Source organism: Neorhizobium galegae (genome assembly GCF_021391675.1).
Taxonomy (GTDB): Bacteria; Pseudomonadota; Alphaproteobacteria; order Rhizobiales; family Rhizobiaceae; genus Neorhizobium; species Neorhizobium galegae_B.
The window spans coordinates 1382097-1408113 of the sequence record NZ_CP090095.1; the positions used below are offsets into that span (position 1 = coordinate 1382097).

General features: G+C 63.3%; 33 protein-coding genes. 11 read left to right on the forward strand and 22 right to left on the reverse strand.

Features of this window, described 5'->3' with window-relative positions:
- Positions 1-195: 195 nt before the first annotated feature.
- Positions 196-588, reverse strand: a complete 393-nt coding sequence (locus LZK81_RS06880; protein WP_233955612.1) for a winged helix-turn-helix transcriptional regulator — start codon at positions 586-588, stop codon at positions 196-198.
- 81 nt (positions 589-669) lie between these two features.
- Between LZK81_RS06880 and LZK81_RS06885 the strand changes: the two genes are divergently transcribed.
- Complete coding sequence (locus LZK81_RS06885) at positions 670-1401, forward strand: SDR family NAD(P)-dependent oxidoreductase (RefSeq protein WP_233955613.1); 732 nt, start codon at positions 670-672, stop codon at positions 1399-1401.
- A 242-nt stretch (positions 1402-1643) separates the two neighbouring features.
- Here LZK81_RS06885 and LZK81_RS06890 read toward each other — a convergent pair whose 3' ends face one another.
- Entirely contained in the window at positions 1644-2261 is a 618-nt protein-coding gene (locus tag LZK81_RS06890; RefSeq protein WP_233956496.1) for a TetR/AcrR family transcriptional regulator, read from the reverse strand.
- Positions 2262-2419: 158 nt separating this feature from the next.
- Here LZK81_RS06890 and LZK81_RS06895 point away from each other — a divergent pair, with 158 nt between their 5' ends.
- On the forward strand, positions 2420-3643 hold the full coding sequence (locus tag LZK81_RS06895; RefSeq protein ID WP_233955614.1) for an MFS transporter: 1224 nt from the start codon (positions 2420-2422) through the stop codon (positions 3641-3643).
- Between the two features lie 25 nt (positions 3644-3668).
- Here LZK81_RS06895 and LZK81_RS06900 read toward each other — a convergent pair whose 3' ends face one another.
- The 4 genes from LZK81_RS06900 to LZK81_RS06915 are packed head-to-tail and all read right to left on the reverse strand — an operon-like array spanning position 3669 to position 8474.
- Entirely contained in the window at positions 3669-4166 is a 498-nt protein-coding gene (locus LZK81_RS06900; RefSeq protein ID WP_233955615.1) for a GNAT family N-acetyltransferase, read from the reverse strand.
- A 13-nt stretch (positions 4167-4179) separates the two neighbouring features.
- Positions 4180-5031: an MOSC domain-containing protein gene (locus LZK81_RS06905; RefSeq protein ID WP_233955616.1), complete on the reverse strand. Its 852-nt coding sequence runs from the start codon at positions 5029-5031 to the stop codon at positions 4180-4182.
- 12 nt (positions 5032-5043) lie between these two features.
- Positions 5044-5682 carry an HD domain-containing protein gene (locus tag LZK81_RS06910; RefSeq protein ID WP_418936498.1) on the reverse strand — a complete coding sequence of 213 codons (639 nt, stop codon included), beginning with the start codon at positions 5680-5682 and terminating at the stop codon, positions 5044-5046.
- Positions 5683-5702: 20 nt separating this feature from the next.
- Positions 5703-8474 carry a DUF2339 domain-containing protein gene (locus LZK81_RS06915; RefSeq protein WP_233955619.1) on the reverse strand — a complete coding sequence of 924 codons (2772 nt, stop codon included), beginning with the start codon at positions 8472-8474 and terminating at the stop codon, positions 5703-5705.
- Positions 8475-8913: 439 nt separating this feature from the next.
- Between LZK81_RS06915 and LZK81_RS06920 the strand changes: the two genes are divergently transcribed.
- The 3 genes from LZK81_RS06920 (at position 8914) to LZK81_RS06930 (ending at position 11728) form a co-directional block, all read left to right on the forward strand.
- Entirely contained in the window at positions 8914-9954 is a 1041-nt protein-coding gene (locus tag LZK81_RS06920; RefSeq protein WP_233955620.1) for an ABC transporter substrate-binding protein, read from the forward strand.
- 176 nt (positions 9955-10130) lie between these two features.
- Positions 10131-10919, forward strand: coding sequence for an ABC transporter ATP-binding protein (locus tag LZK81_RS06925; protein WP_233955621.1), 789 nt, complete (start codon positions 10131-10133; stop codon positions 10917-10919).
- A complete protein-coding gene (locus tag LZK81_RS06930) occupies positions 10916-11728 on the forward strand; it encodes an ABC transporter permease (protein WP_233955622.1) in 813 nt (270 codons plus the stop codon). The genes LZK81_RS06925 and LZK81_RS06930 overlap by 4 nt, the downstream gene beginning before the upstream one ends.
- Positions 11729-11778: 50 nt before the next feature.
- On the opposite strand, the gene LZK81_RS06935 is transcribed toward LZK81_RS06930, so the two are convergent.
- Positions 11779-12273 (reverse strand): HIT family protein, encoded by a 495-nt coding sequence (locus tag LZK81_RS06935; protein ID WP_233955623.1) that lies wholly within the window; start codon positions 12271-12273, stop codon positions 11779-11781.
- A 143-nt stretch (positions 12274-12416) separates the two neighbouring features.
- Here LZK81_RS06935 and LZK81_RS06940 point away from each other — a divergent pair, with 143 nt between their 5' ends.
- Complete coding sequence (locus LZK81_RS06940) at positions 12417-12806, forward strand: MbcA/ParS/Xre antitoxin family protein (RefSeq protein ID WP_233955624.1); 390 nt, start codon at positions 12417-12419, stop codon at positions 12804-12806.
- Entirely contained in the window at positions 12803-13495 is a 693-nt protein-coding gene (locus tag LZK81_RS06945; protein ID WP_233955625.1) for an RES family NAD+ phosphorylase, read from the forward strand. Before LZK81_RS06940 ends, LZK81_RS06945 begins: the two co-directional genes overlap by 4 nt.
- An 84-nt stretch (positions 13496-13579) precedes the next feature.
- Here LZK81_RS06945 and LZK81_RS06950 read toward each other — a convergent pair whose 3' ends face one another.
- From LZK81_RS06950 to LZK81_RS07000, 11 genes are all read right to left on the reverse strand, one after another.
- Entirely contained in the window at positions 13580-14473 is an 894-nt protein-coding gene (locus LZK81_RS06950) for a mechanosensitive ion channel family protein (protein WP_046605674.1), read from the reverse strand.
- A 120-nt stretch (positions 14474-14593) separates the two neighbouring features.
- Positions 14594-15118 (reverse strand): tyrosine phosphatase family protein, encoded by a 525-nt coding sequence (locus LZK81_RS06955; protein WP_233955626.1) that lies wholly within the window; start codon positions 15116-15118, stop codon positions 14594-14596.
- Complete coding sequence (locus LZK81_RS06960) at positions 15115-15699, reverse strand: HD domain-containing protein (protein ID WP_046605672.1); 585 nt, start codon at positions 15697-15699, stop codon at positions 15115-15117. The genes LZK81_RS06955 and LZK81_RS06960 overlap by 4 nt, the downstream gene beginning before the upstream one ends.
- Positions 15700-15731: 32 nt before the next feature.
- Positions 15732-16574 carry a YgfZ/GcvT domain-containing protein gene (locus tag LZK81_RS06965; protein ID WP_046605671.1) on the reverse strand — a complete coding sequence of 281 codons (843 nt, stop codon included), beginning with the start codon at positions 16572-16574 and terminating at the stop codon, positions 15732-15734.
- 399 nt (positions 16575-16973) lie between these two features.
- On the reverse strand, positions 16974-17276 hold the full coding sequence (locus LZK81_RS06970) for a hypothetical protein (protein ID WP_046605670.1): 303 nt from the start codon (positions 17274-17276) through the stop codon (positions 16974-16976).
- 288 nt (positions 17277-17564) lie between these two features.
- A complete protein-coding gene (locus LZK81_RS06975) occupies positions 17565-18305 on the reverse strand; it encodes a hypothetical protein (protein WP_052759100.1) in 741 nt (246 codons plus the stop codon).
- 40 nt (positions 18306-18345) lie between these two features.
- The gene (locus tag LZK81_RS06980; protein WP_007752665.1) at positions 18346-18603 is read right to left on the reverse strand and encodes a hypothetical protein; all 258 of its coding nucleotides are present in this window, start codon (positions 18601-18603) and stop codon (positions 18346-18348) included.
- A 101-nt stretch (positions 18604-18704) separates the two neighbouring features.
- Complete coding sequence (locus LZK81_RS06985) at positions 18705-19133, reverse strand: TIGR02301 family protein (protein ID WP_046628335.1); 429 nt, start codon at positions 19131-19133, stop codon at positions 18705-18707.
- A gap of 46 nt (positions 19134-19179) precedes the next feature.
- Complete coding sequence (locus LZK81_RS06990; protein WP_046611947.1) at positions 19180-19596, reverse strand: NUDIX domain-containing protein; 417 nt, start codon at positions 19594-19596, stop codon at positions 19180-19182.
- A gap of 17 nt (positions 19597-19613) precedes the next feature.
- Positions 19614-19913, reverse strand: a complete 300-nt coding sequence (locus tag LZK81_RS06995; RefSeq protein WP_046611946.1) for an addiction module antidote protein — start codon at positions 19911-19913, stop codon at positions 19614-19616.
- The gene (locus tag LZK81_RS07000; protein ID WP_233955628.1) at positions 19910-20212 is read right to left on the reverse strand and encodes a type II toxin-antitoxin system RelE/ParE family toxin; all 303 of its coding nucleotides are present in this window, start codon (positions 20210-20212) and stop codon (positions 19910-19912) included. The genes LZK81_RS06995 and LZK81_RS07000 overlap by 4 nt, the downstream gene beginning before the upstream one ends.
- A gap of 47 nt (positions 20213-20259) precedes the next feature.
- Here LZK81_RS07000 and LZK81_RS07005 point away from each other — a divergent pair, with 47 nt between their 5' ends.
- The 3 genes from LZK81_RS07005 to LZK81_RS07015 are packed head-to-tail and all read left to right on the forward strand — an operon-like array spanning position 20260 to position 22054.
- On the forward strand, positions 20260-20586 hold the full coding sequence (locus LZK81_RS07005) for a YnfA family protein (protein ID WP_233955629.1): 327 nt from the start codon (positions 20260-20262) through the stop codon (positions 20584-20586).
- Between the two features lie 42 nt (positions 20587-20628).
- Positions 20629-21396, forward strand: a complete 768-nt coding sequence (locus tag LZK81_RS07010; protein WP_233955630.1) for an SOS response-associated peptidase — start codon at positions 20629-20631, stop codon at positions 21394-21396.
- A gap of 40 nt (positions 21397-21436) precedes the next feature.
- The gene (locus LZK81_RS07015; RefSeq protein WP_233956497.1) at positions 21437-22054 is read left to right on the forward strand and encodes a LysE/ArgO family amino acid transporter; all 618 of its coding nucleotides are present in this window, start codon (positions 21437-21439) and stop codon (positions 22052-22054) included.
- A 30-nt stretch (positions 22055-22084) separates the two neighbouring features.
- On the opposite strand, the gene LZK81_RS07020 is transcribed toward LZK81_RS07015, so the two are convergent.
- The 4 genes from LZK81_RS07020 to LZK81_RS07035 all read right to left on the reverse strand — a co-directional run bounded on the left by LZK81_RS07020 (position 22085) and on the right by LZK81_RS07035 (position 24998).
- Positions 22085-22222, reverse strand: a complete 138-nt coding sequence (locus LZK81_RS07020; protein ID WP_233955631.1) for a hypothetical protein — start codon at positions 22220-22222, stop codon at positions 22085-22087.
- Positions 22223-22396: 174 nt separating this feature from the next.
- Entirely contained in the window at positions 22397-23239 is an 843-nt protein-coding gene (locus tag LZK81_RS07025; protein ID WP_233955632.1) for a CDP-alcohol phosphatidyltransferase family protein, read from the reverse strand.
- A 17-nt stretch (positions 23240-23256) separates the two neighbouring features.
- The gene (locus LZK81_RS07030; RefSeq protein WP_046605752.1) at positions 23257-23955 is read right to left on the reverse strand and encodes a phosphatidylserine decarboxylase; all 699 of its coding nucleotides are present in this window, start codon (positions 23953-23955) and stop codon (positions 23257-23259) included.
- A 116-nt stretch (positions 23956-24071) separates the two neighbouring features.
- Positions 24072-24998 carry an AraC family transcriptional regulator gene (locus LZK81_RS07035; protein ID WP_233955633.1) on the reverse strand — a complete coding sequence of 309 codons (927 nt, stop codon included), beginning with the start codon at positions 24996-24998 and terminating at the stop codon, positions 24072-24074.
- A gap of 93 nt (positions 24999-25091) precedes the next feature.
- Between LZK81_RS07035 and LZK81_RS07040 the strand changes: the two genes are divergently transcribed.
- On the forward strand, positions 25092-25937 hold the full coding sequence (locus LZK81_RS07040; RefSeq protein ID WP_233955634.1) for an SDR family oxidoreductase: 846 nt from the start codon (positions 25092-25094) through the stop codon (positions 25935-25937).
- The last annotated feature ends 80 nt before the right edge of the window (positions 25938-26017 follow it).

A 26017-nucleotide genomic window follows, 5' to 3' on the forward strand; every position in this document is an offset into this window, starting at 1 on the left:
GGGCTCAAGGGTACGTTTCCGAAGGCAGTCTCTCGGGGATCGCCCAAATCCGGGGATCAGGCAGCATAGTGTGATGATTCCGTTGTAATCGTTCGGCAAGGGGCGGACGATCTGCTTTGCGAATAGCTGCATGCGTGAGGCGGGAGCGTGTGTCGTCGCGTCCGCTTAGCGGCAGAAGCGGACACGGCGACGCCGTCAACGACGATTTCCCGTGTTGTCGTAGTGTAGCGTGGCCGCCTCAACCTTGTCGCCGTTGGCCGCTGCCCATGAACATAGTGCTTCAAACGGCTCCCGCAGTGAATGGCCTAGTGGAGTAATTGCATATTCCACGCCAATCGGCTGCGTTGGAAGTACGGTTCTCGTCACAAGGCCGTTCCGTTCAAGCCTCTTCAAAGCGTCGGCCAGAGCCTTGTGAGTGATCCCATCGAGACGCCGCTTGAGTTCGTTGAAGCGCGAGGGTTTGGGACAGATCACTGTCAGTATCAGGATCGTCCATTTATCAGCAATCTTGTCGAGCACCGGACGAACCTGCGCCATGTCGCAAAGCGCGCGATGAGAGAGGGCTTCCAGGTCGGTATACTCGTCCATATCTAGTCTATTCCAGGTGCGTAATTGATATCAGATATCCAACGTATATCATCGCGAGACCATTCAGTGAAAGGATTTACGATGGCTCGAATGATTAACAAGGTGGCTTTAGTCGTCGGTGGCGCGAAGGGTATCGGCCTGGCTATTGCAGAACGACTTTCTGCCGAAGGCGCACATGTCTTCATCACCAGTCGTAGAGGTGAAGATGCTGAAATCGCGGCCAAAGGCATCGGCAATGGCGCGGTCGCTATTACCGCTGACGCGAGCTCTCCGGAAGACATGGTAATTGCTGTCGAAAAAGTGCGCAAAGCATACGGTCGTATCGACGCGCTTGTTTTGAATGCAGGTCTTTCCGAGCCTTCGCAGATCGCCGAGATCACGCCGGAGCACTTCGACCGCCACTTCGACGTCAACGTTCGAGGGATGGTGTTCGGCCTCCAGGCAGCTCTTCCCGCAATGACAGAAGGCGGCTCGGTCGTCCTCGTCGGGTCCATAGCCGGGAACGCCGGCTACTCGGATTACGGAACCTACTGCGCAACCAAAGCGGCCGTTCGATCCTACGCCAGAACCTGGACGGCAGAACTCGCACCCAAAGGTATTCGGGTCAATGTCGTTGCACCCGGCCCCACCGATACGGACATGATGGCAGCTGTCGCGGAAGACACTCGCGCGGCAATTGTTGCTCCGATTCCGATGGGTCGTATGGCACGGCCTTCAGAAGTGGCTGCGGCCGCCTTGTTCTTGTTGAGCGACGACGCGAGCTACATCGCCGGTGCCGAACTGTGCGTCGACGGCGGCTTGCGGCAGGTCTAAGGTTCCGTCGAAACGGTGTACCCGATCTGAGCAGGTCGGGTACAGCAAAACGCGCTTGATGACAGACCAACTTTAAATTGAAGCCGTTCAAGAGCGCCGAGTACGAGCATATTGGCGCCTGTATTTTCGACGAACCCGTCCATTATACACGGCGAAGAAATTCACCTGTCGTGAAGCTTCCGCTTAGGGCCGGAAGCGGAAGTAAGCGTCTTTCTCGGCTCAACCAACGTGGCATCTCAACCTCACCTCTCCACCAACAACCCCGAAACCAGCGTCAGAAACACCTCCACCGCCTTCTTCGAAACCGCGTCCGGGTCTTCCGCATTGGCAATCCAGAGTGCGGCGCTCAGCGTCGCGCCGTTGACGAGGCGGGCGGTGGCTTCGGCGTCGACGGGGCGGATGGTGCCCTGGTCGATGAGCTTCTGAAGGCTGGCGGTCGTCGTGCGAATGCAGGCGCTCTGGTTCGGCCATTGCGACGGGTCGCCAAGCACCGCCGGGCCGTCGAGCAGCATGATGCGCTGGATCTCCGGCTCCAGGGACATCTCGATAAAGGCGACGCATTCGTCGACGAAAGCCTGCCAAGGCGTCTCGGCTCTTGATGAGATGGTGGCGAGCCGGTCGGACATTTCCGCGTCCATCTGCATGATCACCGCCATCAGCAGGCCCTTCTTGTCGCCGAAATGGTGGTAGAGCGCCCCGCGCGTCAGTCCGGCGCCGGCGGTGAAATCGTCCATCGAGGCTTCCGCATAACCTTGGCGCGCAAACGCGTGCCTTGCGGCGGCGATCAGCTTGGCCTTCGTTTCGGCGATCATTTCCTTGCGCGGCTTGGGCGTGCTCCTGGGCGTCGTTTCAAGGGCCATCTTGGTGACGATCTTGTCTGCCATCTTCTCAGCCATGCGGACTCCGAATTATTCGCATACGCGCCGTATGTTAATTGACATACGAAAGGTATGCGACTATTTAGCTCACATACGCGGCGTATGTAAATCCTCATTCAAAATAACCCAAGGAGCAGGTTATGCCCAATCCCTATCGCGAAATATTCGCAAGGCCGGGTACGAAAGGTTTTTCCGCCGCCGCTTTCGTGGCGCGGCTGCCGCTGCCGATGACGACGATCGGCCTCGTCGCCATGCTTTCCCAGACGCATGGCGAATATTGGCTGGCCGGCGCGGTTTCGGCCACGTTCGCGCTTGCCAACGCATTCATCTCCCCGCAGGTATCGCGCTGGGTGGATTCAAAAGGCCAGTCGGCGGTGCTGATGCCGACGACGTTCGTCACCTTTTTCGCGCTGATCGGTCTTGCCACTGCTGCCTGGATGCGCTGGCCGATCTGGACGCTGTTCGCCTTCGCCCTCGTCGCCGGCCTTATGCCGAGCATGATGGCGCTGGTGCGCGCCCGCTGGTCGGAGATCTATCGCGACCGGCCGGAACTGCACACCGCCTTCGCCTTCGAATCGGTGATCGACGAGCTCGTTTATATCTGCGGCCCGGTCTTCGGCATCGGCCTCAGCGTCGGGCTCTTCCCGGAAGCCGGCGTGCTCGCCTCCGCCGCCTTCCTTGCCGTCGGCACGACGCTCTTCGTCGTCCAGAAGTCGACCGAACCTAAGGTCGATCCGCATCGCGTAAAGGGCGGCGGTTCGGTCATGCGGCTGCTGCCCATGTGGTTCCTGGTCGTGCTCTGCGCCGGCATGGGCATCATTTTCGGCACGGCGGAAGTCTCGGTCGTCGCCTTCTCGGAAGCGCTGGGCAACAAGGGGGCCGCCAGCTACATCCTGTCGGCCTATGCCGCCGGTTCCTTCGTGGTCGGCATCGTCTTCGGCGCCATCAAGTTCAAGTCGTCGCTGGCCCGCCGGCTGCTCTTCGCAAGCCTCGTCGCCGCCGTCACCACGCTGCCCATGCCCTTCGTCGGCAGCCTCTGGGGCCTGACGGCGGTGATCTTCCTCGCCGGCGCCGCGATCTCGCCGACCTTCATCAGCGCCATGACCCTGATCGAGCGCATCGTCCCGTCGTCGCAGGTCACGGAAGGCATCACCTATGCCATGACCGGCATGAGCATCGGCTTTGCCGCCGGCTCCTCGCTCGCCGGCTGGACGATCGACGCCTACGGCGCCTCCAACGGCTTCTGGGTCGCGGTGGCCGGCGGCGCGCTGGCGTTCACGACGATGCTGATCGGTTATGGCTTGCTGAACAGGCCGGAGCCGCAGGCGGTGCCGGATGGCGTGGCGCTCAATCCGGCCGAGTAATGGGAGGGGCCGCCCCGGCGGCCCTTCAACTTTCCGGCGACAGGCGCTCGAAATAATAGCGTTCCATCTTGGGCACGTAACGCACCACCTGAAAGCCCGTCTTTTCGAGCAGTCGCCGCGAGGCGGCATTCTCCGGCCGGGCAAAGGCCCCGACCTTCGGCAGTTTCAGGACCTCGTCGGCTTCATGCATCGCTGCCGCCGTCAGCTCGCGGCCAAATCCCTTGCCCCAGCTATCGGGGTGAAAGTAGTAGCCGAGCTCGACGCCCCAGCCGGGATCGAAAGGATCGTCGTAAAGCCCGCCCCAGCCGATGATCCGGCCGCTCTCCCTCAGCTCGACAGTCCAGGGCGCGTAGCCGTCCCGGCGGCGGCGCCATTCGTGCACCGCCACCCGCCGCCGGCATTCCCTCGGTGAGCCGTCCACATGGGTGAACCGCATCGCGTTCGGGTCGCCGAGGAATTCGAACAGGGCAGGGACGTCGGCAAGCTTTGGACGCCTGAGGATGAGCCGGTCGGTGACGATCATCGATGGGAACCGCTCAAGCCCGCCGCTTGATCGTCCAGGCCTCCGGCCGCTCGGCAACCACCGTCGCAATATCGCCGACCTTGATATGCCCGGTGCCGCGCGGCACGGCGTTCCAGCCGAACAGCGGGCCGGGCACGCGCCGATCGGCCGACATGCGGATGCGGCCCATGGCGGGGATCGGGTCCGGCACGTCGCGCGTGCCGGTCTGCTGGTCCTGGGTGGTCATGATGCAGCGGGCGCAGGGCTTGACGAAATCGAAGCGGATGCCGGCGATCTCGATGCCGGTCCAGCCGTCCTCGGCCCAGGCCTCGCTATGGTCGAGCACGATATTCGGCCGGAACCGCTCCATGCCGACCGCGCCTTCGCCCTTGGCTGCCATGTCCGCATTGAGCGCCGCAAGCGACCCCGTCGTGGTCACCAGGACCTGGTAACCGTCGGCAAAGGTCACCGGCGAATTGTCACCGGCCCATTCCGGGTTGGCAACGCGCCGGGCCTGCTCGTCGAAGAACACCAGCCGGATATCCCGGCCGAGCCATTCCGACAGCGTCGCATTGGCCGCATCGTCGGCAAGCGCCGCGTTGACGCTCGATTTCCACACGACCGTCTCCATGCGCCGGTCCGCCGGCGGCCGGGCGACGCGAATCTCGCCTTGCCCCTCCATCGCGAAGCGCACGGCATCCTTGTCCGGAGTGACCTCGAGCCTGGCGAGCGGCTGCAATTCCCGCTGGGTGATGAACATGCCGGTCGGATCGACGACCATCATCTCCCGGTCGCCGGGAATGCCTGATGCCGCGATCTCCGCTTGGGCGAGCGCGATGCCGCGGCCGCTCTTCAGGGGATAGAAGTTGAGTTCGGTGATCCGCATGGGAAGTCTCCTTCAAATCTCGTCGATGAAGAGGTCGAGGACCTGTTTCAGCCGCGCGTGCCGCTCGGTGGCAAAAGCCCGCCCCGCGGCGGTCTGGAAGCCGTCGGCAAGCTTGAACAGTTTCACCTCGAAATGGTCGATCGCAAAAGCCTTGTCGTCGAGCGGGCGATCTTTGGCGAGCGGATCCGCCGGGTCGTAGAGGCCGGACCCCATCCGCCCGGCGATGTAGAAACAGCGCGCCGCGCCCACCATGCCGATCGCATCCAGCCGGTCCGCATCCTGCAATATCTTCGCCTCCAGCGTCTCGGGCGTTATGTTCGCCGAAAAACTGTGCGCCGTCACCGCATGTGCGACGGCCCCGATATCCGCCTTGTCCCAGCCGAGATCGGCAAGGATCACCGACGCCTTCTCGGCCGCCAGCCGCGAGGCCTGCGCCCGCAGCGGCGAGTTCTTCTCCACCGACACGCAATCATGCAGCAGCACGGCGGCGGCCAGCACCCGCCCGTCGCCGCCTTCCTTGGCATGGATGCGCATCGCATTGCGGAAGACGCGCAGGATATGGGCGATGTCGTGCGACCCGTCGTCGCCCTCGGTCGCATGCGGGATCAGGGTTTCGGCAAGCGCCTCGAAAGGCGAAAAGGCGGCGGCCAGGGAAGCGACAAGGGAAACGGTCACGAAGCGGTTTCCTGGGAATTGGTGGCGGCGGGTTCACCGCTCTTGTTCACCAGAATGCGCTGGTAGAAAAGCCCGATCCCGATCAGCACCGCACCGAGCCCGATGAAGGACAGCGCCCGAAGAATCCCTTCGAGGTTCGACATGTCGACCAGGAACACTTTCACCACTGCGACCAGCACGAGAGCGGCGGAAGCGAGCCGCAGGCTCTTGGCATCGAGCTTCGAGCCGATCGCCAGCAGCAACACGCCGATCAGCAGCCAGACCACCGAATAAGTATAGGTCTCGGCGGCCATGAACCCCTTCCAGTCGGCAATGTTCTCCCCCTGCCAGAAACGGCGCACCGAAAGCGTCGCCCACAGGAAACCGAGCACCGCGCCGGCCAGCGCCAGCATGATCACGTAGGGCATGGGTCGCCTCCCGCGTGCGTAGTAGGCAACAAGCGCATAGGCGAGGCCGGGCAGGAGGTAGCCGAGCAGCAGCAGGTTGAGGAAAGGCCAGGCGCCGGTGTTTTCGCCGCTGAAATAGGGGTTGAGCGCAAACACGTGCAGCGACAGCGCATTGATCGTCGCGAGCACGCCTGCGATCATCGAACCCCAGCGGAAGACAGGGCTCGGCGACTTGAGGTCGAGCGTCATCAAAATCCCTGAGAACCCGACCGTCAGCAGCGTATAGATCGACTGTTCGCCAAGCGTCGGCACCCGGTCGTCGAGCACGCCGCCGTTCATCGCATGGCGCACCAGCACCGCCACCGTCATCAGGCCGGCCAGCGACGCGAGCGCCTGCATGAGGTTGCGGATGCGGAAATCCGAAGAGTCCTTCAGCAGATAGGCCGTCGCGATCGCCAGCAGCGTCGGAATGCCGTAGCCCGGCAGCAGCGCGTTGAAGAACGGCGTGGTGCCGAGACTGTTCTGGCCGATCAGCGTCGGTTCCCAGGCGATGCGGCCGAAGACGATCAGGATCGCCGCCGCCATCATCCACGGCAGCGCCGGCCATGGCCGCGCCCGCATGCCGAGCACATAGGCAAAGCCCAGCACGGATAGGAGAATGGTGGTGACGATGCCGTTGGTCAGCGCGTGCAGCGCAAACGTGAAGCCGGCAAACGAGCCGGCGATCAAGAAACAGGCCGCCCAGTCGATGCGGCCCTCCGCGGTTTTGTCGCGCTCACGAAACAGCCATTCGGCACCGGCCAGCAGCACGAGGCCGAGGCCGACCCCGTAGAGCCCATGCGTCCAGTCGCGTCCGAGATTGCCGAAATTGAGGAAGCTGATCGTCGCCAGCGCCACCGGCACGCCGGACATCAGCACGCTCCAGACCATCGAGAATTCCGGCTCTGCCTTGCGGAAGCGTTTCAGGAACGCAAAGCCGAGCAGCGTGAACACCGCCCCGAGCAGCAGGCTGACGGCGATTTCCGTCGTATAGGTGATGACCGGCAGCGGTTCGTTGCCGACCGGCTGCGGCACATAGGTGTCAAGCAGCGAAATCGCCACGATGGCGAGGCTCAGCACCGCCCCGCAGGCGGCGATCATCGCCGGCCAAACCGTATAGGCGCGGCTGGCGCCAAGCGCCGCGAGCGCCGCGATGACTGCCGCGGAGGGGAAGAAGGGATCGATGCCGGTCACCGGGTTGGTCGCCAGCATGGCGAGCGCCGGCAGAACCGACATGATCGCCACCGACAGCGTGATGGTCAGCGGCTGGCGCCCGAGCATTCCGCCCCAGCCGGTCTTGACCACCCGGTCCCTGCTATAGACTGCGCCCGGCCAGAAGAAACCGGTGCTGGCGATCATCACGATCAGCGTCAGTGTCGGCGGCATCGTATCGAAATCGTCGGCGCCGATGGCATAGGCGATCACCCAGAGCCCGATGCCGATATTGGCGAGCATCGGCACGATCGTCCATTGGCGGAAGCGCGAGGCGGCGTTGACCGCGACCCAGGTGAGGCCGAGGAAGAGGAACAGCGCATTGGCGTTCGGCTCGCCGCTGGCGACGAGGCCGGGCGTCAGCAGCGAGGCGAGCAGGCCGAGCCCGGCCAGCGCCTGCCCGTGCAGCAGCGAGAGCCCGATGGTGGCAAACGAGACGAGCGCCAAAAGGACGAAGGCCGGTGTCGCACCGATGAATTCATAGACGCCGTAGGCCGCATAGATCGCCCCAAGCAGCGTCACCGCACCCGCCGCCGTCAGCGCGCCGGGGATCATCGCATTGCTGAACCGGTCGGACACCTGCGGCATCGCCCGGCGTCGCACGATCTCGCCACCGGCCATCAGGAGGAGGCCGAACAGGCAGGCGAGCACGAGGCGCGCACCCGGTCCGAGCAGCCCGGCCTCGATCGACGCCCGCACCAGAAAGATGCCGCCGAAGGCAAGCGCCACGCCGCCGACCCAGACCGGCCAGCGGGCGCCAAGATAACTTTCGAGGTTTTCCTTGGTCTTCGGCTTGGCAGTCGGCCGTGCTGCCGCCATTGCGGGGGCAGGGGCTTCTTCGGCTGCTGCAATATCCTCGGCTGCCGTGCTCGCTGCGATCGTCTCTTCCGGAAAAGCTTCTGCCGAAACTGCTTCGGCCTCTGGCACCGGTTCCTCGATTACGGCTTCGGTGACGGCAGCGGCTGCCGCCACGGGAAGCGCCGCCGGCGCCGCAGCCAAGACCGGTTGCCGCGCCAAGAGATCGGCCTTGATCGCTTCCAGCTCCGTTTCGAGTGCAGTCACTCGCGTCGAGGTCTTGCGATTGAGACCCACCATCAGGATCACCAGCAGCAGAAGGAGGATTTCGATCATCGGCACGCTCGCGGGTGAGGAGTTCGGTCAAGCGGTTATACAATTGCCGGGCGAGGGAAGGGAAGAGCCGTGTTCCACAACCCATCCTCAATCGGAAGCCACGGAAACCATTGCCGTTTTTCAGAACTCCCCCAGGTCGGATCCAATGGCCTAGATTTCGGTTGCGTCCGCATTCCCGTGCCGGGCGAGGACGTAGGTCGCCACTTCGCTAACTCACTGAATGATATGGAACAGGAGTTTCAGTGTTCGCGCCTGACGTGCGGTTCTCAATCGGCTGCCAAAAACATCGGCAGAATTCCGCACACTAAAATGGCGTTTGCATATGTAATGAACAATTCTAAAGTATGATTGTTTTGTGTGCAATTTCGACTTGCGCGGCCCCGGAATAAACGCTTGGATGCATCCCATCCGAACAAAAAACTCCAGGGGGACGACCTTCATGATCTCGCGCAGACTGTTCTCAAAACTCCCAGCCGTCGCGGCCCTTGCGCTTGCCGCCGGCTTCTCGGTGCCTGCCGCTCCGGCGCTGGCGCAAACCGCGGTCAAGTTCACGCTCGACTGGAAATTCGAAGGCCCGGCCGCCGGCTTCCTGCTGGCGCAGGACAAGGGTTACTTCAAGGCCGAAGGCCTCGACGTCACCATCGACACCGGCAACGGCTCGGTCGAGGCGATCCCGCGTGTTGCGACCGGCGCCTACCAGATGGGTTTTGGCGACATCAACTCGCTTATCAAGTTCCTTGACGAGGATCCGAACCAGAAGATCAGGGCCGCGATGATGGTCTACGAGCGCCCGACCTTCGCGGTCGTCGGCCGCAAGTCGCTCGGCATCACCACCGATCCGAAGTCGCTGGAAGGCAAGAAGCTCGGCGCGCCTCCGCCGGATGGCGCCTTCGCCCAGTGGAAGGCCTTCAAGCAGGTCGCCAAGATCGACGATTCGAAGATCACGATCGAATCGATCGGCTTTCCGGTCCGCGAGCCGATGCTCGCCCAGGGCAAGGTCGACGCTGTTTTCGGTTTCGCCTTCTCGGTCATCCTCAACCTGAAAGCCCAGGGTATCAAGGATGAGGACATCGCCACCATCCTGATGGCTGAAAACGGCCTCAACCTCTATGGCAACGCGGTGCTGATCAACACCGATTTCGCGGCCAAGAACCCGGCTGCCGTCAAGGGTGTCCTGAAGGCGCTCGCCAAGGGTTTTGCCGATGCCGTCGCCAAGCCGGAAGAGGGCGTCGCCGCCGTCCTCAAGCGCAACGAGACGCTCAACAAGGATATCGAGCTGGAACGCCTGAAAATGGCGAACGCGATGAACATCAAGACCCCTTACGTCGTCGCCAACGGCTTCGGCGGCATCGACCCGGCGCGGCTCACCGCCTCCATCGACACGCTGAAAGTCTCCATGGGCCTCAAGGGCAACGTCAAGGCCGACCAGGTTTTTGACGCCAGCTTCCTGCCGGCCAAGGAACAGCGGATGCTGCCGTAAGAGCGCAAAGACCCCTCCCCAACCCCTCCCCACAAGGGGGAGGGGCTTAAACTGCCGAACCCTCCCGTCCAAATCGGGCGTCGGCGTTGCGGGAGATCTAACCCTCCCCCTTGTGGGGAAGGTGGCCGGCAGGCGGGAGGGGGTTTGCTACACGACTGTCCGAAAGGAAAATTTGATTGCCCCACCTCGTTTCCATCGACAATGTCGACATGCGCTATGGCGGCGCGGCGGGCACGCTTGCCGTCTCCGGCCTGACCATGAAGGTCGGCAAGGGCGAGTTCGCGGCGGTCGTCGGCCCGTCCGGCTGCGGCAAGTCGACCCTGATGAAACTCGTCACCGGCCTGCACATCCCCCAGAGCGGCGTCGTCATCGTTGCGGACAGACAGGTGACCAAGCCGGTGTCGATCGTCGGCATGGCCTTCCAGAACCCGACCATGCTGCCTTGGCGCACCACGCTCGACAACATCCTCCTGCCACTCGAAATTGTCGAAAGACACCGCCACCGCCTGCGCGCCAACAAGAAGGAATATGTCGAGCAGGCCGAACACCTGCTCGAAACCGTGGGCTTGAAGGGATTCGGCTCAAAATTCCCCTGGCAGCTTTCGGGCGGCATGCAGCAGCGCGCCAACCTCTGCCGCGCGCTGATCCACGAACCCGAACTCCTGATGCTCGACGAACCCTTCGGCGCCCTCGACGCGTTCACCCGCGAGGAGCTGTGGTGCGTCATCCGCGACCTGCATGCGGCGCAGGGCGTCACCATCATCCTCGTCACCCACGACCTGCGCGAGGCGACCTTCCTTGCCGACCGGATCTTCGTGATGAGCGCCCGTCCCGGCAAGGTGCTGAAGGAACATACCGTGCCCTTCGCCCGCCCCCGCGATCTGGAAGTCATGTACGAAAAGGCCTTCAACGACATGGTGCATGAACTGCACGGCGAAATCGCCAGCGCGAGGGTTGTCGCATGAGCGTGGTCACGGAAAACACCGCCACGCCGGCCAAGCCGCTTGCCCAGCGCATCAACTGGGTGAAGCTCGCCCCCTGGCTCTATACGATCGGACTTTTCCTCGCCTGGGAACTGCTGGTCATCGTGCTGCAGACCTCGCCGACCGTGCTGCCGGCGCCGTCGCGCGTCTTCCAGGCGATCGTGCAATACTGGTCGCCGATCTGGAAGAACTCGCTGCAGACGCTGTATACGACCACCGTCGGCTTCGCGATCGCCGTCGTCGCGGGCCTGGCGATCGGCCTCTTCATCGGCTGGTCGAAGGCGATCTATGCCGGGCTCTATCCGCTGATGATCGGCTTCAACGCCATCCCCAAGGTGGCGCTCGTGCCGATCCTGGTCATCTGGTTCGGCATCGGCGCGGTGCCCGCCATCCTCACCGCCTTTCTGATCTCCTTCTTCCCGATCGTCGTCAACGTCGCGACCGGCCTTGCCACCATCGAGCCGGAAACCGAGGACGTGCTGCGCGCGCTCGGCGCGAAGAAACTCGACATCATGCTGAAGGTCGGCATCCCGCGCTCGATGCCCTATTTCTTCGGCTCGCTGAAAGTGGCGATCACGCTCGCCTTCGTGGGCTCCGTCGTGTCGGAAACCGTCGCCTCGAACTACGGCCTCGGCAACATGATGAGCTCTGCCCAGAGCCAGTTCAACGTGCCGCTGGTTTTCGCCGGCCTCCTGATGCTCGCCGTCGAAGGCATCGCCATGTATGCGCTGATGGCCTGGATCGAGATGCGCATGACCGGCTGGGCGCACCGCTCCACCATGTCGCAGTGACGGGTTCTCGAGCCGTGGCCTTCGGCACCGGTTCTGCATCCGCAGTCCAGTTACCGCCGCGGTCCCGGCCGGAAAGCCTCCCGCAAGCGTTCGACGACCTCTGTAACGCTCGGCCCCTGGATCGGTGGTGGCGCCGATCCTTCGCAGAATTCCCGCCAGACGAAGAACGTCAGCTCCGCGCCATCGGTCGCAGTCTCGCCCGGGCCTTCGGCGAAAGTATTGAGCATCCTGTACCGCTCGTCCTGCCAGAAAAGCGCCTCCACCCAGCCATAGATCGGGATTACGTGGAAATGGATCGAATGGCCTGGCATATGGCCGTATCGCCCGATATAGACCCGCTCCGCCTTCAGCTCTTGGCCCAGCGCCCTCTGAGCCTTCGCCATCAGCGGCCCGAGCTCTAGGAGCGCTTCGTCCTCAAGCTCGCTGAGATCGCCCGCAAAGCGCTTGGAATCGATCATCAGATAGCCGGGAAGGGCGGAATTTGTCCGGTGATTGACGAGCCAGTGCGGCGTCTCGAAGACATGAAGTTCTGGAGGAATGGGCATTTCGATCGATCCCTGTGAGGGTTCCTTGCAAAAAGGGGTAGCAACAGCCACACGCCGCGGCAATGTTAATAAGGAAGGTCCATTTGACCTTTACATCGAGACCAAATGAACTACATTTGAGTTCGACGCAAAGGAGCCTCGGCATGGCGGTCACGGCAAGGAGAGAGCAGGCGGAGCAGATGGCGGCCGTTGCGCTGAAGGCCTTCGGCAATGTCGTCGCCGAATGGGGCGTGCCGGTGAACGAGGCGGCAGCACTTGCCGACATGTCGGAAAGTACCTGGAAACGCGCCCGAAAGCCCGGTTATTCCGGCGGGCTGACCAAGGACCAGATGCTGCGCCTCAGCGCCGTGATCGGCATCTACAAGGCGCTAAAGCTCTATTTCAGCGATCCGATCGCCACCAGGTGGATGACGCTTCCGAACGAGGGGCCGCTGTTTCGCGGCACCCGCCCGATCGATACGCTGATCGATGAGGGACTGCCGCAATTCCTGCAGGTGCGCAATTACCTCGATGCCCTGCGGGGCGGCGCGTGATCGTCACGCCGGTCAGCGACCGGGGCCTGGTGCGGTTGATCCCGGCGACCTATCACAAGCCGCCGAGCCTGCGCGGCCTGGTGGATAGCGACGAGGAGCTGGCGATCCTCGCCGAGATCGAGGGCATGACCAGCGCTCGCCTCGCTGCCGAGCGCGGGCTGAACCTGCATCTCGACCGCCGCGAACTCGCCTGGAAACGCCGCAAGCACGACCTGCAGGTCTATGGCAACACGCATATCAACGCCGCCTTCACCTACACGCGAAAAGGCGGCAACCGCTTCAACGACGAGACCCGCGGCGCCTGGTACTGCAGCTGGGACACGATGACCTCGCTCGCCGAGGTCGCCTTCCACAAGACCCGCGAACTGAAGTTCATCGGCGTGTTCGAGGAGAGGGCGCGTTACGTCGAACTGCTGGCGGATTTCATCGGCGAATATCCGGACATCACCGACGAGCGAGACCACCCGGCGCTCGACCCCGATCCGGCGATCGGTTATCGCCAGGGCCAGGCGCTGGCCGAAAAACTGAGGCGCGACGGTCATGACGGACTGATCTACCCGTCGGTGCGCCACAGCCAGGGCCGGTGCCTCGTCGCGTTTGAGCCGACGGCCATCCGCAACGTCCGCCCCGGGGCCTCCTGGGACATCGTCTGGTCGGGCAGCGAGGAATACGGCCTCAAGGCCGTGTGACGGCAATCGCCGATCTGTTCTCGTGAAATTTGGGCATCGGGGCCGGCTTCCTCGTGAAAAGCCGGCCCCGATGCATCCTTTCCTTCAGGTCCGCTCTGCGACCGGTTCGTCCGCACCGTGAGGAGCCGGAGGTCCGCTCTCACCGGTAACGTCGCGGGTTTCTACCTGAGGGTCTGGAATCTTTTCTGGATGTTTGTCGAAGGCGAGCTTCACGTCTCTGGTCAGGTCGCGGCTGGCATTCCACCAGTCGCCGCTTTTAGTCCAGTAGCGCAGCGTCAGCTTGGCGCTGCCGGCATCGAATTCCGCCAAGTAAACGGTAGGCGCCGGGTCCTTCAGCACCCGCTTGTCGGTGCCGGCGATGGCCATCAGTTTCGCCTGCGCCCGGCCGATGTCGCCATCGGTGCCGATGCTGACCGAGATTTCGTTGCGGCGCGTCTTCAACCGGCTGTAATTGGTGATCGGCACGTTCCACAGCGTCGAGTTCGGCGCCAGCCGGTAGACGCCGTCGGCGGTTCGAAGCTCGGTCGCAAACAGCCCGACATCGACGATCGTGCCGGTGACGCTGCCGGTCTCGATGCTCTCACCGACCCGGAACGGCCGCAGCACCAAAAGCATGATGCCCGCCGCGATGTTCTGCAGCGTGCCCTGCAGCGCGAGGCCGACCGCAAGGCCGATCGCGCCCAGCGCCGCGAGTACCGACGCCGTCTGCACCCCGAACTGGCCGAGCACCATGACGATGACGAGGACGAGAATGGCGTAACGGATGATGTTGGAGAAAAATTGCGACAGCGTCGCATCGATTCCGTGGATGCGCGACAAGCCGCGATGCGCCCAGCGGCTGATCAGGCCGGCGGCCATCCAGCCGAGGATGAGCAGAACGATCGCGCCGACGGCGGAGAAGGAATATTGCACCGCCAGCGCGCTCAGCTGAGCGAGCGCTGCTCTGGTGGCCACAACGAATTCCGATGCCTGGTCCATCCGGCAATCTGCTCCCTCTTTCGGTTTCGCCGTTAATTGGCGCAGCAGACCGCGAGGTCAAGGAAAAAATGGAGGTTTCCCGCCTCCAGCTAAACAATTAGGAAAATTCAACTTTCAGGTTCAAGGTGAGATTTTGAGCGGCAGGATGAAGGACGCCCGCCCATCCGTCTCGGCGCCGCGGCCGATCCCCTTGATGGCGGCGACCAGCCGGCCGTTGCGGCCGAGCAGCCGGTCTCCGATCTCGATCAGCCGTGTATTCGGCGTCGCATGCGGCGCCACGCTGCGAAGCCTTGCGGCCAGCGCGAAATCGTCCTCCTCGGGATGCAGCGAGAGCGCGGCGATCACCGCGGCGGCCGGAGAACGGGAGACGCCCATCCAGCAATGGATGATGATCGGCGCCGACTGGTCCCAGTCGCGCACGAAGGCGATCAGGCTTTCCACATGCGCTTCGCTGGGCGCGATCAGGTCGCCCGTGCCGGCAAAGCCGATATCGTTCATCGCAAGCTTCAGGTGGCGGTCGGCGGAAATCACGCCCGGCCGGTGAAAGTCCTGTCTCTCGGCGATCAGGCTCACCATTTCGCGCGCCTTGTGCCGGACGGCGGTCTCGGCGATGGCGCCGAGCGGGCAGACGATGATCGCGGTCATGGCACCTTGCCCGAAGCGGTGCGTGCGGCCTCGATCTCATGGAACCGGTCGAGGAAAAGCTGTTGCGCCGTCAGCGCCGGCATCGGCTGGATCGGCAGCATGTCGCGGGTGATGCCGCGCGGCTGGCCGAAGAATTTCCGGGCTTCAGCGACCGAGAAGCCGGCAAGCTCGGTGGCCTCGAAAAAGGCGGCGATCGTATCGGCCTTCTTGATCAGCGCCTTGAGTTCGCGGGTCGGATGCGGCGGCAGGCCGAAGCGCAGGTGGATCGCCGCCTCCAGCCGCTGCTCGACCGCCTTGTAGCCGCCGCCGACCACGGATTTGAACGGCGAGATCATGTCGCCGATCACATATTCCGGCGCATCGTGCAGCATGGTCATCTGCAGCGCATCGGCCGTGCAGTCCTCGTTGCAGCGTCGGAAGATTTCTTCGACGACGAGGCAATGCTGGGCGACCGAAAACGCGTGATCGCCGCGCGTCTGGCCGTTCCAGCGGGCGACGCGGGCAAGCCCGTGGGCGATATCGGAAATTTCGACGTCGAGCGGCGAGGGGTCGAGCAGGTCGAGCCGTCGTCCCGACAGCATCCGTTGCCACGCCCGTGCCGTTACCGCTGGGCTCACGTCTCGGCCTCTTGCGCCTCGACCGGGAAGGAGAGCCCGCTCCAGGTGGGAAGCGCCAGGCTGACCGCGACGTCGCCGGCCGAAAGCTGCACTCCACGCGCCAAAGCGTCGCCGACGCGGTCGATGCGCACGATCGCCAGGCCCTTGTTGCCGGAAACCGATCCGAGCGTCCCGACCGGCTTGCCGCCGGCTGTGATCTCGGTGCCGGGCGCGGGCAGGGCGGCTTCGCCCGAAACGATCGCCACCCGCCGCCGCGCTGTGCCGCGATGCTGCATGCGGGAGACGACTTCCTGGCCGACATAGCAGCCCTTGCGGAAGGAAAGACCGTCCGTCTGGTCGAGCAGCACGTCGTGCGGAAAGGCGTCCTGCAGCGCATAGTCGTGGCCGGACATCGAGATGCCGGCGTCGATGCGGAGAGCGTGATAGGCCGCTTCCGGCTGGTCACTCAGCTTGCCGGGCGCGCGGGTGAGCGTGATGCCGGACTTGGCAAAGGCCGCATCCTTCACCGCGCTCTTGTCCGAATCGTCACCCCAGAAAACGGTAACACCGTCTTCCGGACCGGCAGCGATATCCACGGCTGCGCGCAGCTTGTACATGGTCAGCCGCCGCATCAGCGCCTCGCGCTGGGCCGTCTCGGTCTCGATGAGAAAACCTTCGCCCTCGCGCCAGACCAGGAAATCGAACAGGATCTTGCCCTGCGGCGTCAAGAGCGCACCCGGCCGGGCTTCATTTTCCGGCAGCGAATCGATGTCGGTGGTGACGAGGCCCTGCAGGAAATCCTGCGCGTCCTTGCCGGTGAGGCGAATCAGGCTTCGCGAGGGAAGAATGGCGGCGGGCATGGTGCGGGAATCCGGTTGTTCTGAGACTGAGAGTTAAGTCTTCGCGACGGCGGCGGCAAGACATGCCGTCCGGTTGGATGATAAAGTTCATAGGCAGTGAGGGAGCGGTAAGCCCCAACCGATCTTGCGCTCAACAATACGTGGATCGCGTATGGGATGTGAAGCGGGTGCGGCACCCCTAACCCTCCCCCTTGTGGGGAGGGTGGCCGGCAGGCGGGAGGGGTTTTGAGGCGGAGCGAAGACCCCTCCCCAACCCCTCCCCACAAGGGGGAGGGGCTCCACGCACTGCCTCACGTCCTCATATGCGAGATGTCACCGAAGGCGACTGAGGGGGTTGCAACGGGATCAGCGGAAAACGCCCGGCCGGTTGGTTCGCTCGACCGGGCGGAAGTATGGAAGTCAGCTATTTGTGGCGTGGATGATGATCTTTCCCAGAGATACCTTTGGCGCATCGACGCCAATGTGTGCTGCGTTTTTCGCAATCCAATCCTTGGCCATGTTTACACTCTCATCGATGCCTGCCTTGTCCTGGCATACGGTCATCGATAGCCCCCCGTCACTTTCACTGCTCCGAGCCAGAGTGTAGCTCACAAATCCCTTTGTTGAGCGCAAGAGCTTCTCAATCTCTGCCTTGCGCTCCTCCAGGAGTGAAAATAGCTCTTTCGAGCCCTTGCCTGTGTAAGTTCTTACGACGACGTCCATAATGGATCCCTCATCTGAGCGAAGGCGTTCACTATGCGAACGCGCGTTGTGGCGAGCATCGATCCAAGCCAACGGCTCCGGTCCTGCCGACCAGCGTGCTAGTATCCCTTTTATACTTCATTCGCAGATCGACCACGAGCTAAAGTTAGCGCGGTCATCGTGACGCCGTGCGTTGTCTGCGATGGGTTACGAGTTGCCGCTGGTGCATTTGCGACAGAATACCGGAGATGTCACCGAAGGTGACGGAGGCGGCAGCAACGGTGCGGCAATAGAGGTTACGATCCCGCTTTAATCGCCGCCGGAGAAGAACTTCCATTTGCCGTCCGGGCTGATGCCGGCGCGGAAGAAGTTGTAGTTGCCGTTCTCTTCCATGCCGGCAAGGTCGCCGGCCGTTACGATGCGCAAAAGGTCGACCCGTTCGGGCGGCGTCAGCGTCGAAAGCTGCTTGCCGGCGAAATAGGGCCAGACATAGGCTTCATCAGGCGTGCCGACGTCGAAATGCGCGGCACCGGTGGAGAGGATGTCGAGCAGGATGGCGAGGATCTCCTGGCCGTCCGCATCGCCGGAGAAGCTCTTCAGCGTTTCGATCGGGTCCTCGAATTCGCCGTTCATCACCTGTGTCTGGGTCGCTCCGGTTCCCATCAGGGCGCGCAGGCGGGTGACATCGCCGGACGCCGCGGCCTCGACGAGCTGTTCGCGCATGTGCTTGACCGGCGCCGGCAGCTTGGTCATGTCGCGGATGATCTCCGCTGGCTTGTCGTCGCTCGGCGCGGGCTTGGCGGCATTCGGGTCTGCCGGGGCGGCGGGCGCCTTGCCGTCGCCGGCCTGGGCCGACCGGTTGATCGCAGGACCCGGCTGCGGCAGGGTCGTGCCTTCGAAAGCCTGAAGAATAGCGCGGCTCTGGCCACGCTCCGGTTCGCGTGGCTCGACGCTCGGGCGCAGCTCGGACAGCGCAAAAGCCTGGCCGCCAACCACCATCGCGGCAGCAACCACGGTTGCCGCCGAAAGGCGGATGATCAGTTGGGACATCGTCGTTTCCGCCGCGTTCCGCATGGGAAACCTCTATCGTTTATTGAACAGTGCGCTCGGGGGAGAATTCGCCTGCGAGCATGCGGCTCTTGAGCGAATCAAGCATGGCTTCGGCACCCATTTCTCCGTGTATGCGAATGGTTTCCCGCATGGCAAGGACCAGGGCTGCGTCGGCGATGATTTCCGGCTCGATACCGTCGGCACGGCCGTCGGCCCATGCCTCGCTCTGATATTCCAAGGCAGCCTGCATCTTCTCATGCACAATCATGTCGTCGATGTCGTTGCGGCCTGTCTGCATTCTGTCGTCCTCGGTGCCCGTTTAATTACTAGCCCGTTAAAAACTTTATCAGCCTTTTATCAAAACGACACGGCCTCCTGCCAAAAGAGGTAAATAATCCTCTAATTTCCGAAGCGCGCGGCGATTTCTGTCGCAAGTGTTGCGCCTTCGATACGATAACGCTCTTCGGCGGTCCTTGCCGCATCCGTGCAGGACGTATGCACGGCGGCAAACGAGCGATACCCCCGGTTGAAGGCCGCCGTCAACCGTTCGCGTCGCTTCGGCTCGGTGCCGGTATCGGCATCCAGCAACTGCTGCATCGAGGCCCGCCATTCGGATGTCGGGACGCCGCACAGCGTGCGAAGATACTGGATCGAGCCGAGCACTTCCGCAAGCCGCGTCAGTTGCACGTCATAGGGCGCCGGCTTTTCCTCGGCCGGTGGAGGCGGGGGCGGCGACGCCGGCTGCTGTTTCGCCGGCTGGGCGGCAAGCGGCGTCGCCGTCAGGATTGCCAGCAGCGTCAGGCAGCCAAGTCGCGGAATGAGCTTCATGAACGGGTCCCGATACGGCGCGATTGCGCCGGTTTTGCGAGCATTCTTAGCGGGCATTGATCTCCGCCGCCAGCCTCTCGGCGCATTCGAGCACGCTCGCCGGCACAGCCAGGCCGCGGATCTCCTCGACCGTATACCAGCCGGCATCGGCCGCATCGTCGGCGGCGATCGCCTCGGCGTCGGGATCGGCCTCCACACGGAAGACCGATAGAAAGAAATGCCGCCTGTCCTCTTTTTCGCTCTTCAGGTCGTAGGTCGCGAAGAGGACGGGATTGCGCGCCGGAATGCCGGTCTCCTCGAGAAATTCCCGCACCGCCGTCTGGTCCGGCGTCTCGCCGGGCTCGGCCCGCCCGCCCGGAAAGGCAAACAGATCCATCGACGGCGGGTTCACCCGGCGAATCAGCAGGAACCGGCCATCCCGTTCGAGAATGGCGGAGGACGCGGCCTGGGGGAAAGGGGGCATGTTACGGTCTTTTCGATTCAGCGAGCTGCGGAGCCATGCGGTACAATGGTGAGATCGTAGCCGATGGCTCGGATGACCTTCAGGATGGTCGCGAACTCGGGATTGCCGCCCTCACTCAATGCTCGATAGAGATTTTCACGTGAGAGGCCGGCATCCTTGGCGATCTGGCTCATGCCTCGGGCTCGGGCGACATCGCCGATCGCCGCGGCGATCACGGCCGGATCGCCATCTTCAAACACCGCTTCCAGAAAGAGCGCGATACGCTCATCGGTGTCCAGATGCTCGGTGATATCCCATTTCTTTGTCTCAACCGTCATTTCCGGCCCTCCAGACCAGCCGCCAGCTTTTTGGCCGATACGATATCTTCCGTCTGGCTAGATTTGTCTCCGCCGCAGAGCAGGACGACGAATGCCTGGCCACGGCGGATGAAATAGATCCGAAAACCCGGTCCGTAATCGACCCGCATTTCGCTGACACCGGAACCGACAGGCTTTACATCGCCGGGATTGCCGAGCGACAAACGATAGATGCGGGCATTGATCCGGGCTTTGGCCCGCTCGTCCCGCAACCTGGCAAACCAAGTCGAATAGATTTCGGTTTCCTGGATTTCGATCATATAAATATGTAGCGTGTAAGCTACAGTTCTTCAAGCCGACGAGTTTCATGAAAACCTACACCCTCTACGCCATCGCCGCGCTTGCCGAGATTGCCGGCTGTTTTGCCTTCTGGGCGTGGTTGCGGCTGGAAAAGCCGGTCTGGTGGCTGGCGCCGGGCATAACATCGCTGGTCGTCTTCGCCTGGCTGCTGGCGATGGTGCCGAGCGAGGCGGCGGGGCGTACCTATGCGGCCTATGGGGCGATCTATATCCTCGCCTCGATCCTCTGGCTCTGGGCCGTCGAAGCCAGGGTGCCGGACCGCTGGGATATTCTCGGCGTTGCCGTCTGCCTCGTCGGCGGGGCCATCATCCTCTTCGGTCCGCGAAGCGCCTGATCAGCGCTTGACCCTTCGAAAGCCCGATGCCACATAGTTCGCATGTGCGGACGCTACGCCCTGACGGCGACCCCCAAGGATATTTCGGAGTTCTTCAGTCTGGCGGATCTCGACGATTTCCCGGCCCGCTACAATATCGCCCCGACCCAGCCGATCCTCGTCGTCATGTCGTCCGAAAAGCGTGAGCCGGGCAGCAACCTGCCGGAGCGCCGCGCCTTCCTCGCCCGTTGGGGCCTGATCCCCGGCTGGGTGAAGGACATGAAGGAGTTTCCGCTGCTGATCAACGCGCGCTCCGAGACGGCGATCGGCAAGGCCTCCTTCCGCGCCGCCATGCGCCATCGCCGCATCCTGATCCCCGCCACCGGCTTCTACGAATGGCGCCGACCGCCGAAGGAAAGCGGCGTCAAGCCGCAGGCCTACTGGATCCGCCCGAAGCGCGGCGGGGTCATCGCCTTTGCCGGGCTGATGGAGACCTGGTCCTCGGCCGATGGTTCCGAAGTGGATACCGCGGCGATCATGACGACGGCGGCGAACGGCGGCATCCGGCACATCCACGACCGCATGCCGGTGGTCATCGAGCCGGAGGACTTTGCCCGCTGGCTCGATTGCAGGACGCAGGAACCGCGCGAAGTGGCCGACCTGATGCGGCCGGTGCAGGAGGATTTCTTCGAGGCGCTGCCGGTGTCCGACCTCGTCAACAAAGTCGCCAACATGGGGCCGGACCTGCAGAAACCGGTCGCGGTCGCCCAGCCGGAAGAGGAGCCGCCGAAAAAGCCGAAACCCGACTCCACCCAGATGTCGCTTTTCTGATCCCTCGGCTTTCTTCCTCTAGACGGACAATCCCATGAACCTGCTTTCCGCCGGCCTTTCCGGCCTCGCACTCGGTGCCTCGCTGATCATGGCGATCGGCGCCCAGAATGCCTTCATCCTGCGCCAGGGGCTGATCCGCTCGCATGTCTTCATCCTCTGCCTGATCTGCGCTTTGTCGGATGCGACGCTGATCGCCGCCGGCGTTGGCGGGCTTGGCACGATCGTCGCGCAATCTCCCGTGCTGATCTCGGTGGTGACGCTGGGCGGCGCGGTGTTTCTCGGGCTTTATGCCTTCATGGCCTTCCGCCGGGCGGTAAAACCGGCCGCGATGGTCGCCGGCGCGCCGGAACCTATGGGGCTGAAGGCGGCGGTTCTGACCTGCCTGGCCTTCACCTTCCTCAACCCGCATGTCTATCTGGATACGGTCGTGCTGCTCGGCAGCCTGTCTGCGGCCTTCGAAGGAGCGGAACGTATGGCTTACGGTGCCGGTGCGGCGATTGCCTCGTTCGTCTGGTTCTTCGGGCTTGGTTACGGCGCGCGGTTTCTGGCGCCGCTTTTTGCCAGACCCGCCGCCTGGCGGGTGCTGGATGTCATTATCGGGGTGGTCATGAGCCTGCTCGCGCTCGGGCTCCTGTGGAGTTTTCTCGGCGGCGAGTGACCGGTCACCGGCGGGATCAGGCGGCCCTGATTAGCCGGCGGGGGTAAGCTTCGGCTTGCGCTGCACCATAAGGGCGGCGGCAACCACGGCCTTCAGGCCGAGCGGACGGTAGGGCGTGGTGATTTCCGGTTTGGATTCAATCTTCTTAGGGCTCTTCTCGTTGCTCATGGCTGTCTCCTCGTCACGCGATTCTGTTGTTTGCATTCTGCGATCGCGGCTCTTCCCATAAAAGCGGGCGGAATCGTGGCCGGCAAGCCGGCACTGCCGCCCGCCATTCATAGAACTGTCATCTTGCGGGAAACTGTTGCGCGGAAGTTGCAACTTACCGAGTGCGCCTGCCCTTCAGACGTTCGCACTCTCATCCTCGATCGTAATCGTGCCGTAGCGGCGGTGCCAGGCGCGCGCGCTGAGCGGCAGGACGAGGAGATAGGCGACGACGGTAATCGACAGCACCTGCCAGGTATAGCTCATCAACAGCGCCACATAGAGCACGACGGCGAGCATGATCGGCAGCATCAGATCGCGGCGGATGCGGCTCGACTTGCCGGACCAGACCGGCAGGCGGGACACAAGCAGATAGCCGATCAGCAACGTATAGGCGACGCTCGCATAAACGAAGATCGGCGTGGCCTCGAGCCCGAGGAAGCCGAGATAGACCGGCAGCAGCACCAGCATGGCGCCCATCGGCGCCGGCACGCCGACGAAGAATTCCGATTGCCAGTCCGCCTTGATGTTGCGGTCTTCCATGACGTTGAACCGGGCCAGCCGAAGGCCGGCGGCGATCGCATAGAGCAGGGCGGCGATCCAGCCCATCGAATGTGCCTGGTCAAGCAGGAAGGCGTAGGAGACCAATGCCGGCGCCACGCCGAAATTGATGATGTCGGCAAGCGGATCCATCTGCACGCCGAATTTCGACGTGGCTTTCAGGAGCCGTGCGACGCGCCCGTCGATGCCGTCGAGGAAGGCGGCCAGCAGCACCATGGCGACCGCTAGCTCGTAACGCCCCTCGAAGGCGAGCCTTATCCCGGTCAGGCCGGCGCAGATGGCAAGCACGGTGATCAGGTTCGGCACCAGCAGCCGGAGCGGAATTTCGCGCAGGCGAGGCCCGCGGGCCTCTTCGTTCTGATGGCTTGATTCCCTGTTGGGATCGGTATGCGACGAGGGCGGCGAGGCGGGCGTCTCCATGATGCTCTGTCTTCCCTTTACGTGCGGCGGCTGATGATCGGGCCCTTCGTCGAGCCGAATTCCGCAAGCACGGTTTCCCCGCCGATGGCGAGCTGGCCGACGGACACCCGCGCCTGGCCGCCGGCCGGCACGAAGACGTCGAGCCGCGAGCCGAAGCGGATAAGGCCGAATCGCTCGCCGGCATTGACCGGTTCGCTCGGCTTCACCCAGCAGACGATGCGCCGCGCCACCAGGCCGGCGATCTGCACCACGCCGACCTTGCCGTGGCGGGTTTCGATGACGAGGCCGTTGCGCTCGTTGTCATCGCTGGCCTTGTCCAGTTCGGCATTGACGAACTGGCCGGGGCGATACTCGATGCGCGACACCTGGCCGCGTACCGGCGAACGGTTGATGTGGCAGTCGAACACGTTCATGAACACCGAGATGCGCAGCATGGGTTCCGAACCCAGCTGCAGTTCGACCGGCGGCACGACCATGGCGACATGGCTGATGCGGCCGTCGGCAGGGCTGAGGATGAGGTCGTCGTCCTGCGGCACCGCCCGTTCCGGATCGCGGAAGAAGTAGGCGCACCACAAAGTCAGCACCAGGCCGATCCAGAACAGCGGCTCGGCGATATAACCGAGGATCAGCGAGGCGATGAAGAAGGCAGCGACGAAGATGTAACCTTCCTTATGGATCGGCACGAGCGTGTTGCGGATGGTGTCGAAGAGGTTGATCAACGTTTTCTCCCGTATGTCAGTGCCATCTGACTACAGCGAAACCGTTTTTGCGGCAATGCGGTTCCGTATCGCCGCAACCGCAGCGCGGATATGCCGGAAAAAAATGCCGATCCTCATTTCCGCCCAGCCTGCAGATGCAATGCGTATTCGCTCGGCGGACAGCCGACCCGGTGGCTGAAGGCCGTGCTGAAGGCGCTGGCCGACTTGTAGCCGACCGTCTCGGCGATCTCCTCCAGCGAGCCGCGGCCGCGCAGCAGCACGTCTTTCGCCAACGCCATCCGCCAGCCGAGCAGATATTCGACCGGCGCGACGCCGACGGTCTCGGAAAAACGGCGGGCGAAGACCGAGCGCGACATGCCGACCCGCCTTGCCAGCTCGCCGACCGTCCAGCCGCGGGCGACATCGGCATGGATATGGCCGAGCGCCTGGGCGAGCTGCGGATCGGCAAGTCCTCCCAGCAGGCCCGCATGCGGCGCCCAGGCCGCCTCGCGGCGCAGGGTCTCGATGAGCATGATCTCGATCAGGCGGCAGAGGACGGCGTCGCGCCCGGGCCGTGTGTCGCCGGCTTCCTCCAGGATCATCGAGACCAACGCCCGCAATCGCGCGCCAGTCTGATCCGTGGCCCGCACATGCACGAGACGGGGCAACAGCCCGATCAGCAGATCGGCATTGGCGGGATCACATTGGATGAGGCCGCCGAGGACGCGCGTGGCTGGTCCCGATCCGTCGTCGCCCACACGAATCTCACCATCTACGGTATGGCGGGCCTTGAAGGCATCGTCCGACAGCTCGGTTTGCGCGTTGATCTCGCTCAGGAACGAATCCGAAAGCGGTCTGGCCGAGAGAATATAATCTCCCTCCTGCAGCTCGACGGGGCCGCCGTCATGGGACCTGAACCAGCACCGGCCTTCCGTGACGAAGTAGAAGGTTGGCCCGGGCTGTTCCGGCACGCGAACGCCCCACCGTCCCCTGGCCGACATGCTGCCGAGCAGAACGGTGGACGGGCGAAGCAGCTTTATGACGTCGGCAAGAGCATCCATCGGGACGATCCGTAATGAATGAGGGAGTTTCCATTATAGAGTGTTCCGATTGGCTGGTCTAGGACGGCGCATCAACATATTGGAGACAGACACATGACCAAGACCGTTCTCATCACCGGCTGTTCTTCGGGCCTCGGAAAGATGACCGCCCGCCATTTCGCGGAAAAGGGCTGGAACGTCGTCGCGACGATGCGCAGGGCCGACCCGGAACTTGCCAATCGGTATCCCGACCGCATTCTGGTCGCGGCCCTCGACGTTGCCGAGCCGGTGAGCATAGAGGCCGCCATACAGGCCGGCGTCGAGCGCTTCGGTGGTCTCGACGCGGTCGTCAACAATGCGGGTGTCACGATGGTCTCGATCTTTGAGGCGACGCCGGCGGAGGCAATCCGCCACATCTTCGAGACAAATGTCTTCGGTATGATGAACGTCATCCGGGCGGCCCTGCCGCATCTTCACCGGCGAAGCGGGGGCACGATCGTCAACGTCGGTTCGGGTGTCGGGATCGCAGCCATGCCACTGCTGTCGCTCTACAGTGCCTCCAAGCAGGCCGTCGAAGGCCTTTCCGAGTCGCTCTCTTACGAGCTGGCGTCGCAGAACATCAAGGTCCGGCTGATCCAGCCCGGCGCGATGCGCAGCACCAATTTCACCGCCACGGGCATGGCGGCCTCGCAGGCGGCTCCGGTGCCGGAAAGCTACAAACCCTATTTCGACCACATGCTGCAGTCGATGATCAACTACCCGTTCGCTTCGACAGAAGAGCAGTCGGTGGTCGAGGCGATCTACGCGGCGACCGTCGACGCAACGGACCGCCTTCGCTATCAGGTCGGCCCGGATGTGGAAGAATATGCCCGCCTGCGCTGGTCGACCTCGGAAGATGAATATCGCGCCGGCATGCACCGGCTGACAGGACACACTGCCTGGCGCGACATGGCAAAGTGATGGCTGAGACAACCAGGCTCATCCGAGCCTGGTCCCACAACTACCCGTCTGCGGTTTCAGTGGCATCCCGCAAGGCGCAA